This window comes from Mycobacterium gallinarum (genome assembly GCF_010726765.1).
Taxonomy (GTDB): Bacteria; Actinomycetota; Actinomycetes; order Mycobacteriales; family Mycobacteriaceae; genus Mycobacterium; species Mycobacterium gallinarum.
Map to the genome: position 1 here is coordinate 3,613,193 of NZ_AP022601.1, position 15,879 is coordinate 3,629,071.

Here is a 15,879-nt window from a genome sequence, read left to right on the forward strand (position 1 = left end):
AGGTCTTCATGTCTGCGCGGCACGATTTCGCGGCCACGCCCACAACAGCGCCAGCGGCGCGACGATCAGCAACGTCAGCGGCAAGGGCAGCCGCACAAGGCCATTCAGCACGAACGCCGCCAGGAACAGCGCGATCGGCACGAGCCCGGTCAGGCACTTCTTACCCGTCTGGATCACCATCGCGATGGTCAGCGCCACAGCCGCCGCAGACGCCCCATGCAGAACCCCCTTGACCGCGGCCTGCTCCTTAAAGCGGAAATACAGGAACGCCATCACCAGCACGATGACCACCGGCAGGAAGCACAGCCCGAACAGCGACGCGAGCACACCGGCAAGCCCACGCATCTTGCTGCCCGCGAAGACCGCCATGTTCACCTGATTCGCACCGGGCAAGATCCGGCACATCGTCATCGCCGACAGGAACTCCTCTTCGCCCAGCCACTTCTTCTCGACGACAAGCACCTCACGCGACCACGCGGACAGACCGCCGCCGAAGGACGCCAGCGCGATGTGGTTGAACGTCCACGCCAGCTCGGTCAGCGGGACCTTGTCGAGCCCGGGCTCGGGCTCACTCATGCATCAGTTCGTGATCGTGCGGGAAGTCGTCCTCGTGGTGGTGGGCAGGCTGCAGCGGATCCGGCGGTTCGTAGTGGTGCGACAGCTCCCAGTCCGCGGCGAAGACCTCCTTCAGGCGTGCCACCGTCGGCGCGTCTGACACCAGGATTCCCAGCTCACGACGCAGGTCGAAGGCGCTGCGGTCGATGTTCATCGAACCGACCAGCGCGCGTTCGTCGTCGACGAGCAACAGCTTCGCGTGCACCCGCAGATTCTTTTGCTTGTGCACCTTCACGCCGAAGCGGCGCAGGGTGCGCAGCGACGCGAAGGTGTCGAGGATGTCCCATTCGCTGATGCCGTGCTTGCCGCCGCAGAGAACGTGCACCTTGACCCCGCGATCGGCGGCCGCCGCGATTCGCTCGAGAATGACGGCGTCGACATACTTCGGGTGCTGAATATCGAGCCGGGATGTGGCGGTGTCGATGAATTGCGCCATGTGATAGCGCGAATTGGAATTGCTCCAGAGCAGTCCTTCGTACGCCGAACACGTCCAATCCTGCTCGTGCCAATCGGCATTGAAGACTTCGACGATCTGTGCGACGTGCACCGGGTCATGAGTGATGACGCCGTAGTCACGGGTCATCGTGAAGTACTTGGTGCACAGGTTGAAGGTGGCGACGAGCGCGGCCCTGTCATCGGCGACGATCGACTTCTCGTGCGTGACATAGAACTTCGGGTTGGACCACTTCACGGTGATACCGGCGTCGGCGAATCTCTGGAACGTCTCGTCGTTGGCCCGGTCGCCGCCCGACCGGGCAGGGTTGAGCATCACGCGCACGTCGACACCCGCGTTGCGCCGGTCGATCACCGTCTGGATCAAGATGTCCTCGGTGAACGTGAACTGCTTGATCAGCAGTGAATTCTGTGCCGAGGCGATCAACTCTCGGACCGGTTCCACGCCGTCATCGGGCTCGACGATCAACCGGGGTGAAGGAGCTGGCACAAGTGTCGGATGCTAGCAGCGCGCGTGTTTGCCCGCTTTGCTATCAGCCGATCGTTTCGGGGGCCGTGACGCGGCGGTGACAAGACCGTGGCTGCGGTGAGACCGCCCGACGTACGCGCCTGACACATGCCGGGGGTGCCATCAGGCAAGATTGTGGCCATGGACAGTGGAGCAGCCTCCCCGCGGGTGCTCGTGGTCGACGACGACCCCGACGTGCTCGCCTCACTCGAGCGCGGACTGCGGCTCTCCGGTTTCGATGTGTCCACCGCGATCGACGGCGCCGAAGCGCTGCGCAGTGCGACGGAGACCCGCCCGGACGCGATCGTGCTCGACATCAACATGCCCGTGCTCGACGGCGTCAGCGTGGTGACCGCGCTGCGCGCGATGGACAACGACGTGCCCGTGTGTGTCCTGTCGGCGCGCAGTTCGGTCGACGACCGGGTCGCTGGTCTAGAAGCCGGCGCCGACGACTACCTCGTCAAACCATTCGTGCTCCAGGAACTGGTGGCCCGGGTCAAGGCGCTGCTGCGCCGGCGCGGTTCCACAGCGACGTTCTCATCGGAGACCATCCAGGTCGGTCCACTGGAGGTCGACATCCCCGGCCGTCGCGCCCGCGTCAACGGCGTCGACGTCGACCTCACTAAGCGCGAGTTCGATCTGCTCGCCGTGCTCGCCGAGCACAAGACCGCGGTACTGTCGCGGGCTCAACTGCTCGAGCTGGTGTGGGGATACGACTTCGCTGCCGACACCAACGTCGTCGACGTCTTCATCGGCTATCTGCGCCGCAAGCTCGAGGCAGGCGGCGCACCCCGGCTTCTGCACACCGTGCGCGGAGTGGGCTTCGTCCTGCGCACGCAGTAGTCCGATGAGCATTCTGACGCGCGTCTTCCGGCGGACCCCCTCACTTCGACAGCGGGTGGCGTTCACCAGCGCCATCGCCGGCGCGATCGTCGTCGTCATCGCGGGCACCGTGGTCTGGTTCGGCATCACCGACGCGTGGAACGAGCGGCTGGACCGCAGGCTGGACGAGGCGGCCGGCTTCGCGATCCCGTTCGTCCCCCGCGGGCTCGACGAGATCCCGAAGTCGCCGAACGATCAGGACGCCATCATCACCGTCCGCAAGGACGGTCAGGTCACGTCGAACTCCGACATCGTCTTGCCGGAGCTGGAGCCGGGCTACGCCGACACGTACATCGACGGCGTGCGCTACCGCGTCCGCACCGTCGACATCCGCCTGCCCGAACCGATGTCGGTGGCCGTGGGCGCGACCTACGAAGGGACCATCGCCGACATCAACAACCTGCATCGCCGGGTGATCATCATCTGCACCCTGGCGATCGGCGCCGCGACCGTGGGCGGGTGGGTGCTCGCCGCGTTCGCCGTGCGCCCGTTCAAACGACTGGCCCAGCAGACCCGGCAGATCGACGCGGGCGACGAGGATCCCGACATCGACGTCGCCGGCGCCACCGAGGCCGTCGAGATCGCCGAGGCGGTGCAGGGACTGGTCGAACGCGTGTGGAACGAACAGGACAAGACCAAGGCGGCGTTGACGTCGGCCCGCGACTTCGCGTCGGTGTCGGCGCACGAACTACGGACACCGCTGACCGCGATGCGGACCAATCTCGAGGTGCTGGCCACGTTGGATCTGCCCGAGGAACAGCGCAAGGAAGTCGTCAACGACGTCATCCGCACGCAGTCACGCATCGAGGCCACGCTCGGGGCACTGGAGAGGCTGGCCCAGGGTGAGCTGTCGACGGCGGACGACCACGTGACCGTCGACATCACCGAGTTGCTGGACCGCGCCGCTCACGACGCGATGCGCGTGTACCCGGAGCTGGACGTGTCGCTGGTGCCCGCGCCGACCGTGATCATCGTCGGGCTGCCCGCCGGGCTGCGGCTGGCGGTGGACAACGCGATCGCCAACGCCGTCAAACACGGGGGTGCATCCCGTGTGCAGCTGTCGGCGGTCAGTTCGCGCGCCGGTGTGGAGATCGCGATCGACGACGACGGCGTCGGCGTCCCCGAAGAGGAACGCAAGCTCGTGTTCGACCGGTTCTCCCGCGGTTCGACAGCGTCGCACTCAGGCTCGGGGCTGGGGCTGGCGCTGGTCGCGCAGCAGGCCGAATTGCACGGCGGCACAGCCGCTCTCGAGGAGAGTCCGCTCGGCGGCGCCCGGCTGTTGCTGAGACTGCCCGGCCCGAGCTGACGCGCCCCCTCTATCGGGTTGCCAGTAGGTCGATAACAAAGATCAACGTCTTGCCGGACAGCCGGTGCCCGCCGCCCGCGGGTCCGTAGGCCTGCTCCGGCGGGATGACGAGTTGGCGCCTGCCGCCGACCTTCATGCCAGGGATGCCGTCTTTCCAGCCCTGGATCAGGCCACGCAGCGGGAATTCGATCGACTCGTTACGCGCCCACGAACTGTCGAACTCCTCGCCGGTGTCGAACTCGACGCCGACGTAGTGCACCTCGACGTTGCCACCGGGCACCGCCTCGGCACCGTCGCCGACCACCAGATCCTTGATGACCAGTTCGGTCGGAGGGGGACCGTCGATGAACTCGATCTCGGGCTTCTGTCCTGAATTGGAAGTCACCGTATTCACCGTAGTCGGGCACACTGAAGCAATGGCGAAGGACCAAGACATTCTCGATCAGGTGAACCAGCTCGTTGCCGAGGAGAAGGAGCTGCGCGCGCAACTGCAGCACCGCGAGATCGACGAGTCCGAGGAGCATGACCGTCTACGCGCCCTGGAGGTGCAGTTGGACCAGTGCTGGGATCTGCTGCGCCAGCGCCGCGCACTTCGTGAGACCGGCGGCGATCCGGGGGCGGCGAGCGTCCGTCCGCCCGACGAGGTCGAGGGTTACCTCAACTGACCTCCGACACCGGAGCCGCGAGGTCGGCGACATCCGACGTCGTCATCGTCGGCGGCGGGCACAACGGGCTGGTGGCTGCGGCCTACCTCGCCCGCGCCGGTCGACGGGTACAGGTGCTGGAGCGGCTCGACCACGTCGGCGGCGCGGCGGTGTCTGCACACGCCTTCGAGGGTGTGGACGCCCGGCTGTCGCGCTACTCGTATCTGGTGAGCCTGCTGCCGCGGCGCATCGTCGAGGACTTGGGCGCCCGGGTTCGGCTGGTGCGCCGCCGTTATTCGTCGTACACACCTGATCCGGAAGCGGGCGGGCGGACCGGGTTGCTGATCGGGCCGCCGTCGACATTCGGCGCGGTGGGCGCGGCGTCGGACGAGGCAGGTTTCGAAGAGTTCTACCAACGCTGTCGCGCACTGACGTCGCGCATGTGGCCGACGCTGCTGCGACCGCTGAGCACCCGCGACCAGGCGCGCAAGCACGTCGGCGACGACGTGGCGTGGCACCTGATGGTCGACGAGCCGATCGGACAGGCCATCACCGCCGCCGTGTCGAACGACCTCGTGCGCGGCGTGATGGCCACCGATGCACTGATCGGCACATTCGCCCGCCTCAACGATCCCGCGCTGAGCCAGAACATCTGCTTCCTGTACCACCTGCTCGGCGGTGGCACCGGCGACTGGGACGTCCCGATCGGCGGTATGGGCGCGGTCAGCGGTGCACTGGCCGCCGCAGCCACCGGATACGGCGCCGAAATCATATGTGATGCCGAGGTTTACGCGATCAGCCCCGACGGGGAGGTGCGCTACCGTCGGGACGGCCGCGACCACCGCGTCCACGCGGGACACATCCTTTCGAACGTCACGCCGACCGTGCTCGCCACGCTGCTGGGCGAAACCGCACCCACGCAAGCACCAGGCGCGCAGGTGAAGGTCAACCTGATGCTGCAGAGACTACCGCGGCTGCACGACCAAACCGTCTCGCCGGAACAGGCTTTCGGCGGGACGTTCCACATCAACGAGACCTACCGCCAACTCGACAGGGCCTACACGCGGGCGGATCACGGCGTTGTGCCCGACCCGCTACCGTGCGAAATCTACTGTCACTCGCTGACCGATCCGACAATCCTGTCCGACAGCCTTCGCGCCTCTGGCGCGCACACGTTGACGGTCTTCGGTCTGCACACCCCGCATTCGTTGGTGTCCGCCGGCGATCCCGACCGGATGCGGGATACTTTGACCTCGGCGGTGCTCAACTCGCTGAACTCCGTTCTGGCCGAACCCATTCAAGATGTGCTGATGCAGGATTCCGCCGGACGGCTGTGCATCGAGGCGAAGACGACAGCCGACCTGGAGCACTCGCTCGGCATGACGGCGGGCAACATCTTCCACGGCGCGTTGTCGTGGCCGTTCGTCGAGGACGACGAGCCGCTGGACACCCCGGCGCAGCGCTGGGGTGTGGCGACCGCGCATGACCGTATTCTGTTGTGCGGCTCGGGGTCGCGCCGAGGTGGCGCGGTGTCGGGCGTCGGCGGACACAACGCCGCGATGGCCGTGCTGGAAATGTGATTTCGGTGCGCTAGCGACCGCTGAGCGACTGTAAGCGCGCCAAAATCGCATGCAGCGACTGGAGTTCGGCGTCGTCGAGTGATGCCAGCGCCTCGGGTGCCGGGTCCTCGGTCGCGTCGATCACGCGAAGCATCGCGCGGCCGTCTTCGGTGAGTGACACGATCTTGCAGCGTCGGTTCGCCGGATCGATCTCGCGCACGACGAGTCCGCGACCCTCGAGGTCGTTGATCGCCACGGTCGCCGCAGGCGCGTCGATGGTTGCCGCATGCGCCAACTCCTTGACCGACATCGAGCGCCGCCCCAATCGCTTGAGGATGCGAATCCTGCTGAACGGCAGGCCCGATCGTTCGACCACCGCTCGCTTCCACGAGTCGCGGTTGTCGATCACGACCTCGGCCATGGTGCGCCAGACCTCGTCGGCCAATGGGTTATCGGACATCAGCGACCTCCCGCTGGGCTTCGGTTCCGACGATCAGAGGCGCGAGTCGCTCGGCCGAACGCACTGCGCGCGGTGAGGTCGAGTACACGCCGAGCGCGACGATCGTCACCCCGAGCACCGCGCAGATGACCCACAGCGGTCGCGCCGCCACGGCGAAGTCCGCGCCCGCCGTCGCCAGCGCCGACCCGGCGATCGAACCGCACACCGCCACACCGAGACTGACGCCGACCTGGCGGCTGGTACTCGCGACGGCCGATGCCGCGCCGGCCCGGTCGGTCGGCATGCCACTGACGGCAGCATTCGTGATCGGGGCGTTGACCATCGAGAAGCCGATGCCGAACACCGCGAAGATCACCAGTAGCTGCCACACGGGCGTCGTCGCGTTCAGCGAGGTGAGCAGCACCGTCGACGCGGTGATCAGCACGCCCGCGATGACGATCGACGGCCGGCTCCCCCATCGTCCGACCATCCGGCCGGACAGTGGTGAAAACACCAGCGCGCCAATGGCTACCGGCAGATAGATCAACCCGGTCTCCATGGCCGAGAAGCCGCGCTCGTCCTGCAGGTACAGCGACATCATGAACAGGAAGGCGCCCCACGCGGCGAAGGCGCACACCGCTATCACGGTCGCGGACGCGAACGGAATGCTGCGGAAGAAGCGGAGATCGATGAACGGGTCGTGGCGTCGGGACTCGAAGAGGAGGAAGGCGACCAGGGCGGCAGCCGCGACGATGGCCACGACGATGGTGCGGGCGTCGCCCCAGCCGAAGTTCGGTCCTTCGATGAGGACGAAGACGATGCCGAACAGGAAGGCCATGCCGAGGCCCTGACCGATCGGGTCGACGTCGCGCATGGTGACCGACTTGGACTCGGGCACGAAGATCGCGGTGAGCAGGATCGCGAGCGCACAGATCGGCAGGTTGATCCAGAACACCGAACGCCAGCTGGAGAACTCGATGAGCGCCCCGCCGACGATCGGGCCCAACGCCATCGAGATGCCGACGACACCGCCCCACACACCGATGGCGCGGGCGCGCTCGACGCGGCCGGTGAACACCTGGGTGATGATCGACATGGCGACCGGGTTCATCATCGAACCGCCGACGGCTTGCAAGAATCGCGCGGCGATCAACGTCTCGATGTTGGGCGCGAGGCTGCACAGCAGGGAGCCGATCGCGAACACCGTCAGCCCGATCTGGAAGGTGCGGCGACGGCCGAACCGGTCCGCCGCCGCGCCCGCGAGCAGCAGCAGCGACGCCAGCACCAGCGTGTAGATGTCGATGACCCACTGCAGCTGCGAGGCCGTGGCGCCGAGATCCTTGCGAATGTTCGGAATGGCGACGTTGACGATCGTCGCATCCATCGACACGATCAGCAGGCTCAGGCAGCAGGACACCAAGATGATGGCCTTGCGCCGACTGCTCATTGATCGGACGACAGTTTCATTCACACAACTATTGTGAAACTACAACTGTTGCGATGGCAAGCCCTACCGCGAGTGAAATGCGTTACGACGCCGAGTGTGGAGTTGTGACACGCTCCGGCCGCCCGAAGCGTGCGGGTAACCCACGTTCGGCAGACGCGGGGGGGCTTAGCGTGAGCCGGTGTCGACGTAGTCGCGCTCGGTGTACCCGGTGTAGATCTGGCGCGGACGGCCGATCTTGCCGCCGCCCTCGTCGTGCATCTCGCGCCAGTGCGCGATCCATCCCGGCAGCCTGCCCAACGCGAAGAGCACGGTGAACATCCGGGTTGGGAAGCCCATCGCCCGGTAGATCACGCCGGTGTAGAAGTCGACATTCGGATACAGCTTGCGCTCGATGAAGAAGTCGTCGGTGAGCGCGAACTCTTCGAGTTCCTTGGCGATGTCGAGCAGTTCGTCGTCGCCGCCGAGCTTGCCGAGAATCTTGTCGGCCTGTTCCTTGACGATGCGCGCCCGCGGATCGTAGTTCTTGTAGACCCGATGGCCGAAGCCCATCAGCTTGACGTTGTCTTCCTTGTTCTTGACCTTCTTGACGAAGGTCTGCACGTCGTCGTCGCCGACACGGATCTTCTCCAGCATCTCCAACACGGCCTGGTTCGCACCGCCGTGCAGCGGACCCCAGAGCGCATTGATGCCGCCGGAGATCGAGGTGAAGAGGTTGGCCTGCGACGAGCCGACCAGCCGCACCGTCGACGTCGAGCAGTTCTGCTCGTGGTCGGCGTGCAGGATGAAGAGCATGTCGAGAGCGCGGACCAGTTCCGGGTCGACCTCATATGGCTCGGCCGGCAGACCGAACGTCATCCGCAGGAAGTTCTCGACGAGGCTCATCGAGTTGTCCGGGTAGAGGAACGGCTGGCCGACCGACTTCTTGTACGCGTACGCCGCGATCGTCGGCATCTTGGCCAGTAACCGGATCGTCGACAGCTCGACCTGCTCGTCGTCGAACGGATCCAGGGAGTCCTGGTAGTAAGCGCTCAGCGCATTCGCCGCGCTGGACAGCACCGGCATCGGGTGTGCGTTGCGCGGGAAGCCGTCGAAGAACCGCTTGAGGTCCTCGTGCAGCAGGGTGTGCCGCTGAATCTGCGTGGTGAACGCCTCGAGCTGATCCGGGGTCGGCAGCTCACCGTAGATCAGCAGGTAGCTGACCTCGATGAAGTTCGACTTCTCCGCGAGCTGGTCGATCGGATAACCGCGATAACGCAGGATCCCGGCGTCGCCGTCGATGTAGGTGATGGCGCTCTTGGTCGAGGCGGTATTGACGAAGCCGTCGTCGTAGGTGGTGTAGCCGGTCTTGGCCAGCAGCGAACCCAGGGCTATGCCGTCGGAGCCCTCGGTGGCCTTGACGACGTCCAATTCAAGCTCGCCACCGGGGTAGTTGAGGGTGGCATGCTCGTCTTTTTCGGCCACGGGGATCCCTTCTACGTTGCAAGGAATATCGAGAACATGTCGTGTCTGTCCCTCAAAAGGTAGTCCCATTCCAACGATCCCGCCCGAGGGGGGGCCGCCAGACGGTCAGACCGGCTGCCGATTGCCCGTCACGAGGCCGGTGAACTCGGCAAATGTGTCTTCCAGATAGGTGGCCACGTCGTCGATCGTCAGCTGGGTACCGTCCCGGCCGCCTGCGGCCAGACCGGTCAGCGCGGTCATGAGCATCGAACCCCACACCGCGGAGACCAGCCGTGGCGCGCGATCGCCGATGGCCAGTCCCATCCGCCGGGCGAGTTCCGCGTCGATGGCGTTCCCGCGGTACTCCAGTGCGGACTGCCGCAAGGCCGACGACGACAAGATGATCCGCACGATGCACATCACCCGGTCCGCCGACAGCTCGCCGGCCGGCGCGACCTTAGACGCGTTGGCCATCGCGAGGTAGGCGTTCAGCAGCGCCTCGAAATGGTTGACGTCGAGCGGTTGGCGGGCCAGTTCGACGGCCGTCTTCTCCAGCACCTCATCGATGAGGGCCAGCGCAATCGCGTCCTTGGTGGCGAAGTACCGGCTGAAGGTGCGCGGCGAGACGTCGGCGATGGCGGCGATCTGGTCGACGGTGGTGCGATCGAACCCCTGGCGTTCGCACAGGTCGACCGCAGCGTCGATGAGGGTGGCACGGGTGCGTTGCTTTTTGCGTTCCCGCAGCCCGAGGGTTGCCTCCCCGCTGAGATCAGACACGAACTCGGATGCTAGCCAGCCAAGGTAAGAGGCCGCTGAGAAAAGTGGCACCCTCCGACAATTGGCCCCCTAGGTCACGGTTTGGTGCCATCGATGTCGGCAGAGATGCGCCCCCGTGAGCGGGGAATTCGGCCGAGCAGTTACGGCTGTAACCGCTCGATGCGGCTGTTGTGCATGCTCGCTGGCAGCTCGGCATCGGTGACGACACGAATCCTGTTGTGCACCCTGTTCTCCCGGCCCTGCCAGAACTCCACCACCTCGGGAGAGATGAGGTACCCGCCCCAATTCGGCGGCACCGGCACCGCGTCGAGATCAGCGAACCGCTGGGTCACCTCGGCCAGCTGTTCGAGTAGCGCGGCACGCGAGGCGATCGGCGCGGACTGGTGCGACGCCCAGGCGCCCAGCTGCGAACCCCGCGGGCGCTTGGACCAGTAGTCCGCGGTCTGTTCGGCGGAAACCTTGCTCACCAGTCCCCGGACGTGGACCTGGCGCCCGAGCAGGTACCACGGGAACGTCGCCGATGCGTACGGCGTCCGGGCCAGGTCTTCACCTTTGGCGGAGTCGTAGTTGGTGAAGAAGGTGATGCCGTCGGCGTCGACACTCTTGCAGAGCACCGAGCGGGTGGACGGGCGTCCGCGCGCGTCGACGGTGCCCACCACCATCGCGTTGGGCTCGGCCACCCCTGCGCGTTCGGCGTCGGCTAACCACTTGTGCAGCAGCGCAACCCAGCCGTCGGCGAGCCAATCCGCGTCGAGGTCGCCGCTGCCGTCTTTCTCCACCGAGCCGTACTCGACCCGCATTCTCGCCAGATGGTCGTCGTCGCGAGGTTCCACGCGCTCACGCTACGCCTGCGCGGTTCGCCGACCCATTACCGACCGGTAGTAAAAGGCGCAGGAGCGGGTGCGAGAATTTTGCCCATGACTACGGTGTCGACGGTTCCTGAGGATTTCGTACCCGGACTCGAGGGCGTGGTCGCCTTCACCACCGAGATCGCCGAACCGGACAAGGATGGCGGCGCGCTGCGCTATCGCGGCGTCGACATCGACGATCTGGTCAGCCAGCACGTCACCTTCGGCGATGTGTGGGCGCTGCTGGTCGACGGCAAGTTCGGCCGCGGCCTGCCGCCCGCCGAACCGTTCCCGCTGCCGATTCACAGCGGTGATGTCCGCGTCGACGTGCAGGCCGGCCTGGCGATGCTCGCCCCGATCTGGGGATATGCGCCGCTGCTCGACATCGACGAAGAAACTGCGCGCGACCAACTGGCCCGCGCGTCGGTGATGGCCCTGTCCTACGTCGCACAGTCCGCACGTGGCATCTACCGACCCGCGGTCCCACAGCGGGTCGTCGACGAATGTTCCACCGTGACAGCGCGATTCATGACCCGCTGGCAGGGTGAGCCCGATCCCAAGCACGTCGAGGCGATCGACGCCTACTGGGTGTCGGCCGCCGAGCACGGCATGAACGCGTCCACGTTCACCGCCCGCGTGATCGCATCGACCGGTGCCGACGTCGCGGCGGCGTTGTCCGGAGCCATCGGCGCGATGAGCGGACCGCTGCACGGCGGTGCCCCGGCCCGCGTGCTGCCGATGATCGAGGAAGTCGAGAAGACCGACGATGCGCGCACGGTCGTCAAGGGCATCCTCGACCGCAAGGAAAAGCTGATGGGCTTCGGCCACCGCGTCTACCGCGCCGAGGACCCGCGGGCGCGGGTGCTGCGGGCCACCGCCAAGCGGTTGGGGGCGCCCCGCTTCGAGGTCGCGTCGGCGCTGGAGCAGGCCGCACTCGCCGAGCTACGTGAACGCCGTCCCGACCGCGCGATCGAAACCAACGTCGAATTCTGGGCAGCGGTGATCCTGGACTTCGCCGGAGTACCGACCCAGATGATGCCCGCGATGTTCACCTGCGGTCGCACCGCCGGCTGGTGTGCCCACATCCTCGAACAGATGCGTCTCGGCAAGCTCGTGCGCCCGGCCGCGATCTACGTCGGCCCCGGCCCCCGCAGCCCGGAGTCCGTCGAGGGTTGGGACCAAGTCGCCCGGTCGTGACGATCGAGACCTATCGTGCGGCGGCGACGAGTCTCGCCGCGCTGGTGCGCGAGATTCCGGCCGGCGCGTGGGGCCAGCCCGGACTGGGCGACTGGGACGTCCGCGCGCTGGTGGGTCACACGTCGCGCTCGCTGACCACCGTGCTCAGCTACCTGCAGACCACCGCGGACCGGGAGGACGTCGCGACTCCGCAGGAGTACTACGTGCGGGTGACACCGTCCGCGCTGGGCATCGATCCGACCGATGTCGCCGAGCGCGGCAGGCAGGCGGGCCGGGATCTCGGCGAAGATCCGGCGACCGCCGTCGACGCGTTGGTCTCAGAAGTGCTTGGCGCGCTCACAGAGATCGACGGCGATCCGTTGATCAAGATCATTGGCGGCCTGGGGATTCGGCTGCGCACGTACTTGCCGACCCGGGTATTCGAACTGGCTGTACACGGGGTGGATATCGCCAGGGCGGTCGACATTTCGTTCCAGTTGTCCGAGGACATACTCGCCGAGGCGCTAGACATCGCGACGCGAACGGCCATTGCGACCGGCCGCGGGGAGTCGCTGCTAATGGCGCTGACGGGTCGCTCCGCGTTGCCGCCGTCGTTCTCCGTGGTGTGAGCCGGCAAAGGTTAGATACAACACGTGCGACCCGGAAATGAACCTAAACCTGTCAACTTCCTTCTAGGGTGAGCGGGTGCACCAGATGGATCGCCGCAACATGATGACGATGATGGCGGGTCTTGGCGTGTTGGCAGCCACGATCCCCGTCGCCCAAGCCCAGGCAAGCCCGATGAAGCGCGCGCCGCTACCGACGCAGCCGCCGACTGCCGACCCGGGAACCTACATCTTCCACGACGAGTTCGACGGTCCGGCCGGATCGGCGCCCGACCCGGCCAAGTGGTTGATCCAGACCTGGCAGGACGAGGTCTACCCGCCGGTCCAGGGCATCTACCGCAACGATCGCCGCAACATCTTCCAGGACGGCAACTCCAATCTGGTGATGATGGCCACCAACGAGATGGGCACCTACTACGGCGCCAAGCTGCGCGGTATCTGGCGCGGCATGATCAACCAGACGTGGGAAGCGCGGATCAAGCTCGACTGCCTGACCCCCGGCTGCTGGCCGGCGTTCTGGGCCGTCAACGAGGACCCGCTGCCCGACGGTGAGGTCGACGTCTTCGAGTGGTACGGCAACAACCAATGGCCGCCGGGCACCACGGTGCACGCGGCGTCCAACGGCAAGACCTGGGAGGGCAAGTCGATCCCAGGCATGGTCGACACCGCCTGGCACACCTGGCGAATGCACTGGGGCGAGGACGGTTTCACGTTCTGGCGGGATTACGTCGATGGTGCCGAACCGTACTTCCATGTGCCGCCCAACCCGATCCCCGTGTCGGGCCGGCCCGGTGACCTCAGGTGGCCCTTCAGCATTCCCGGCTACTGGATGCAGCCGATGTTCACCCTCGCGGTCGGTGGGCCCGGTGGCGGCAACCCGGCCGCGGGTGTGTTCCCGGCGTCCATGCTCGTCGACTATCTCCGCGTCTGGTAACTCATCGTTGCGCTTTGATGACCTGAACCAGGTTGAACTGCCAGCGTTCCACCAGCCGGTAGCCGGTTTCACGCGTCATGGCGAAGGCCGGGGTGCCGCCGAATAGCGGGCCCGGCTCCATCGCCGGATTCTGTTCGGAGGCAGGCCGTGTCGGGTCGGCCTGCGTGATGATCCACAGCACGCGGCAGACGTTCAGGGGACCTACCGACGCTTCCGGTATGAGGTTGGTGTCGAAGACGTCGTCGCGTTCGACCGCCGTCTGCCACAGGCTGATGTCGACGACTTTGTCGTAGGCGTCGGGGCGGGCCGCGAGCAGGGGACGCATCGGCGCGGGCATGAAGGTCACGGTGTCGTTCACCAGCAGGCACTCACCCGGCTCTCCCTGGGACTTCGCTTCGATGAGGTCGGCGACCTGACTGTAGTCCATTCCGTACTTCGCATACGAACTGCGTTGCACCAGAAGATAATTAGGTGCTGCCGCAGCCGCGAAGACGACCAGCACGACGGCGACTACCCACGGCCGGACCGCCAACGCGCCAACGCACACCCCCAGCACGAGTGCCATCGCCGGTGCGGTGAAGCACAGATACCGCGGTGTGTAGATCGGATTTACCAGAGCCGACCAGCCGAGGATCAACGCGGTGGGGACCACCAGCCATGCGATCGCCATGGCCAACAGCTGACGATCCGGCCCGGAAAGTTTCGCAGACGTGAAGCGCCACAAGACGATCGCCGCGACGACGACACAGCAGGAGACGATCAGGAACAACGGACTTCTCTCGAAGTACTGCTGAACGGCCACGTCTTCGACGGTCCGGCTGCCCACCGGTGAGATCCAGATGATCTGGTGCGCCTGACCGACGGCCAGCCGCACGAACGGCGCCACTGCCAGACACGTGCACACCATGGTGACGGCGAACCGCACGACGACGGTCCGGGCCGGACGATGAAAGCAAAGGAAGACGGCGTGTGGCAGGAACATCAGCGCGAGGTACACGTCGAGCAGAATCGACGCCGCCATGGCCGCCGCGTAGCAGAGCCAGATCCAGTCGTTGTTGCGGCGCACACCGTGGACCAGCAGAACAGTCGACCACACGGCGGCCAGCATCGTCAGCGCGTACGGACGGGCCTCGATACCCGCCCATGTCACGCGCGGCAGGATCGCACACAGGACACCGGCGCTCAGTGCGACAGTGCGCGACGAGAACTGTCTGCCCAGCACCACGACGCCCGCCGCCGCACCGCCGACGGCCAGACCGCTGGGCACGCGCGACCAGAACTCTGTCGGCGGGAAGATCGTGAACCAGCCGTGCATGAGCACGTAATACAGCCCGTGGACAGCGTCGACGTTGCCCATCATGTGCCACAGCTGACCCAGCGAGCGGCTGTACGAAGCCGAGATCGTCGCCGCCTCGTCGTACCAGAAGGACGGGCGGCCGGCGCCGACGATGCTGAGCGCGGCGGCGAACACCCCGACGACGAGGGGATCGAATACCGCCACCCTCGACTTCGTCGGGACTTCCTGGCCAGGCACGCCGCTATGTTGCCAGAAGCACTTGTCGGTGCTCGGTGCTTGCATGAGGACCGGCGCGATGAGTTTGGCTCGCAGGCCGAGTCGTACTCGTTGCCCGCACGGGAAATTCAACTCTCTAGGAGACTGCTCATGGCAATCGACGTCCAGCCCGCCGTATCCCCCCACCTCGTCGTCGACGATGCTGCGGCGGCCATCGACTTCTACGTCAAGGCCTTCGGCGCCCAGGAGTACGGCCGAGTTCCGGGCCCCGACGGCAAGCTCGTTCACGCCGCATTGAACATCAACGGTTCCACGGTGATGCTCAACGACGACTTCCCTGAGATGACCGAGGGCAAGTCGACGACCCCCAAGGCGCTCGGCGGCAGCCCGGTGACCATTCACCTGACGGTCACCGAGGTCGACACCAAATTCCAGCAGGCCATAGACGCCGGCGCCACGGTGGTGCACCCGCTGGAGGACGCGTTCTGGGGCGACCGGTACGGCGTCGTGCGCGATCCGTTCGGCCATCTGTGGTCGATGGGCCAGCCGATGCGCGAGGTCAGCATGGAGGAGATCGAAGCGGCGATGAAGCAGAGCCAGTAACGGCTCGGGCGAGCGCAGGGCAGCGTCTGTGAACCCCTGGGATCGCCGGGGTGTCTCAAGCCCTGCGCTCAGCCATCATCGACATCAACGGCGATCATCGCCGCATACC

17 protein-coding genes are annotated in these 15,879 nt (G+C 66.1%); 8 read left to right on the top strand and 9 right to left on the bottom strand.

Annotated features, from left to right (window positions below; translation table 11 throughout):
• Positions 1 to 6: 6 nt before the first annotated feature.
• Together G6N42_RS17585 and G6N42_RS17590 are read right to left on the bottom strand one after the other, a co-directional pair.
• On the bottom strand, positions 7 to 576 hold the full coding sequence (locus G6N42_RS17585; RefSeq protein ID WP_163730751.1) for a chromate transporter: 570 nt from the start codon (positions 574 to 576) through the stop codon (positions 7 to 9).
• Complete coding sequence (locus tag G6N42_RS17590) at positions 569 to 1,558, bottom strand: phospholipase D-like domain-containing protein (RefSeq protein WP_163730752.1); 990 nt, start codon at positions 1,556 to 1,558, stop codon at positions 569 to 571. Before G6N42_RS17590 ends, G6N42_RS17585 begins: the two co-directional genes overlap by 8 nt.
• Positions 1,559 to 1,708: 150 nt before the next feature.
• On the opposite strand from G6N42_RS17590, the gene prrA reads away from it, so the two are divergent.
• Both prrA and G6N42_RS17600 read left to right on the top strand, forming a co-directional pair.
• A complete protein-coding gene (gene prrA / locus G6N42_RS17595; RefSeq protein WP_163737715.1) occupies positions 1,709 to 2,419 on the top strand; it encodes a two-component system response regulator PrrA in 711 nt (236 codons plus the stop codon).
• 4 nt (positions 2,420 to 2,423) lie between these two features.
• Complete coding sequence (locus G6N42_RS17600) at positions 2,424 to 3,764, top strand: sensor histidine kinase (RefSeq protein WP_163730753.1); 1,341 nt, start codon at positions 2,424 to 2,426, stop codon at positions 3,762 to 3,764.
• A 10-nt stretch (positions 3,765 to 3,774) separates the two neighbouring features.
• On the opposite strand, the gene G6N42_RS17605 is transcribed toward G6N42_RS17600, so the two are convergent.
• Entirely contained in the window at positions 3,775 to 4,158 is a 384-nt protein-coding gene (locus G6N42_RS17605; protein ID WP_174262099.1) for an FKBP-type peptidyl-prolyl cis-trans isomerase, read from the bottom strand.
• Positions 4,159 to 4,180: 22 nt separating this feature from the next.
• On the opposite strand from G6N42_RS17605, the gene G6N42_RS17610 reads away from it, so the two are divergent.
• Entirely contained in the window at positions 4,181 to 4,429 is a 249-nt protein-coding gene (locus G6N42_RS17610) for a DUF2630 family protein (protein ID WP_163730757.1), read from the top strand.
• Positions 4,426 to 5,988 carry a phytoene desaturase family protein gene (locus tag G6N42_RS17615; protein WP_163737717.1) on the top strand — a complete coding sequence of 521 codons (1,563 nt, stop codon included), beginning with the start codon at positions 4,426 to 4,428 and terminating at the stop codon, positions 5,986 to 5,988. The genes G6N42_RS17610 and G6N42_RS17615 overlap by 4 nt, the downstream gene beginning before the upstream one ends.
• A 10-nt stretch (positions 5,989 to 5,998) precedes the next feature.
• On the opposite strand, the gene G6N42_RS17620 is transcribed toward G6N42_RS17615, so the two are convergent.
• The 5 genes from G6N42_RS17620 to pdxH all read right to left on the bottom strand — a co-directional run bounded on the left by G6N42_RS17620 (position 5,999) and on the right by pdxH (position 10,870).
• Complete coding sequence (locus G6N42_RS17620) at positions 5,999 to 6,427, bottom strand: MarR family winged helix-turn-helix transcriptional regulator (protein ID WP_163730759.1); 429 nt, start codon at positions 6,425 to 6,427, stop codon at positions 5,999 to 6,001.
• Positions 6,417 to 7,853 (bottom strand): MFS transporter, encoded by a 1,437-nt coding sequence (locus tag G6N42_RS17625; RefSeq protein ID WP_163730760.1) that lies wholly within the window; start codon positions 7,851 to 7,853, stop codon positions 6,417 to 6,419. Before G6N42_RS17625 ends, G6N42_RS17620 begins: the two co-directional genes overlap by 11 nt.
• 165 nt (positions 7,854 to 8,018) lie before the next feature.
• Positions 8,019 to 9,314: a citrate synthase gene (locus tag G6N42_RS17630; protein WP_163730763.1), complete on the bottom strand. Its 1,296-nt coding sequence runs from the start codon at positions 9,312 to 9,314 to the stop codon at positions 8,019 to 8,021.
• Between the two features lie 105 nt (positions 9,315 to 9,419).
• Positions 9,420 to 10,070, bottom strand: a complete 651-nt coding sequence (locus G6N42_RS17635; RefSeq protein ID WP_163730764.1) for a TetR family transcriptional regulator — start codon at positions 10,068 to 10,070, stop codon at positions 9,420 to 9,422.
• A 140-nt stretch (positions 10,071 to 10,210) separates the two neighbouring features.
• The gene (pdxH, locus tag G6N42_RS17640) at positions 10,211 to 10,870 is read right to left on the bottom strand and encodes a pyridoxamine 5'-phosphate oxidase (protein ID WP_434059621.1); all 660 of its coding nucleotides are present in this window, start codon (positions 10,868 to 10,870) and stop codon (positions 10,211 to 10,213) included.
• Positions 10,871 to 10,996: 126 nt separating this feature from the next.
• Here pdxH and G6N42_RS17645 point away from each other — a divergent pair, with 126 nt between their 5' ends.
• The 3 genes from G6N42_RS17645 to G6N42_RS17655 all read left to right on the top strand — a co-directional run bounded on the left by G6N42_RS17645 (position 10,997) and on the right by G6N42_RS17655 (position 13,654).
• Positions 10,997 to 12,115, top strand: coding sequence for a citrate synthase 2 (locus G6N42_RS17645; RefSeq protein WP_163737720.1), 1,119 nt, complete (start codon positions 10,997 to 10,999; stop codon positions 12,113 to 12,115).
• A gap of 2 nt (positions 12,116 to 12,117) precedes the next feature.
• The gene (locus G6N42_RS17650) at positions 12,118 to 12,723 is read left to right on the top strand and encodes a maleylpyruvate isomerase family mycothiol-dependent enzyme (RefSeq protein ID WP_434059622.1); all 606 of its coding nucleotides are present in this window, start codon (positions 12,118 to 12,120) and stop codon (positions 12,721 to 12,723) included.
• Positions 12,724 to 12,808: 85 nt separating this feature from the next.
• A complete protein-coding gene (locus G6N42_RS17655; RefSeq protein ID WP_083127926.1) occupies positions 12,809 to 13,654 on the top strand; it encodes a glycoside hydrolase family 16 protein in 846 nt (281 codons plus the stop codon).
• 1 nt (position 13,655) lies between these two features.
• On the opposite strand, the gene G6N42_RS17660 is transcribed toward G6N42_RS17655, so the two are convergent.
• Entirely contained in the window at positions 13,656 to 15,233 is a 1,578-nt protein-coding gene (locus tag G6N42_RS17660) for a glycosyltransferase family 39 protein (RefSeq protein ID WP_163730769.1), read from the bottom strand.
• A gap of 84 nt (positions 15,234 to 15,317) precedes the next feature.
• Between G6N42_RS17660 and G6N42_RS17665 the strand changes: the two genes are divergently transcribed.
• On the top strand, positions 15,318 to 15,770 hold the full coding sequence (locus G6N42_RS17665) for a VOC family protein (protein WP_163730771.1): 453 nt from the start codon (positions 15,318 to 15,320) through the stop codon (positions 15,768 to 15,770).
• Positions 15,771 to 15,879 lie beyond the last annotated feature (109 nt).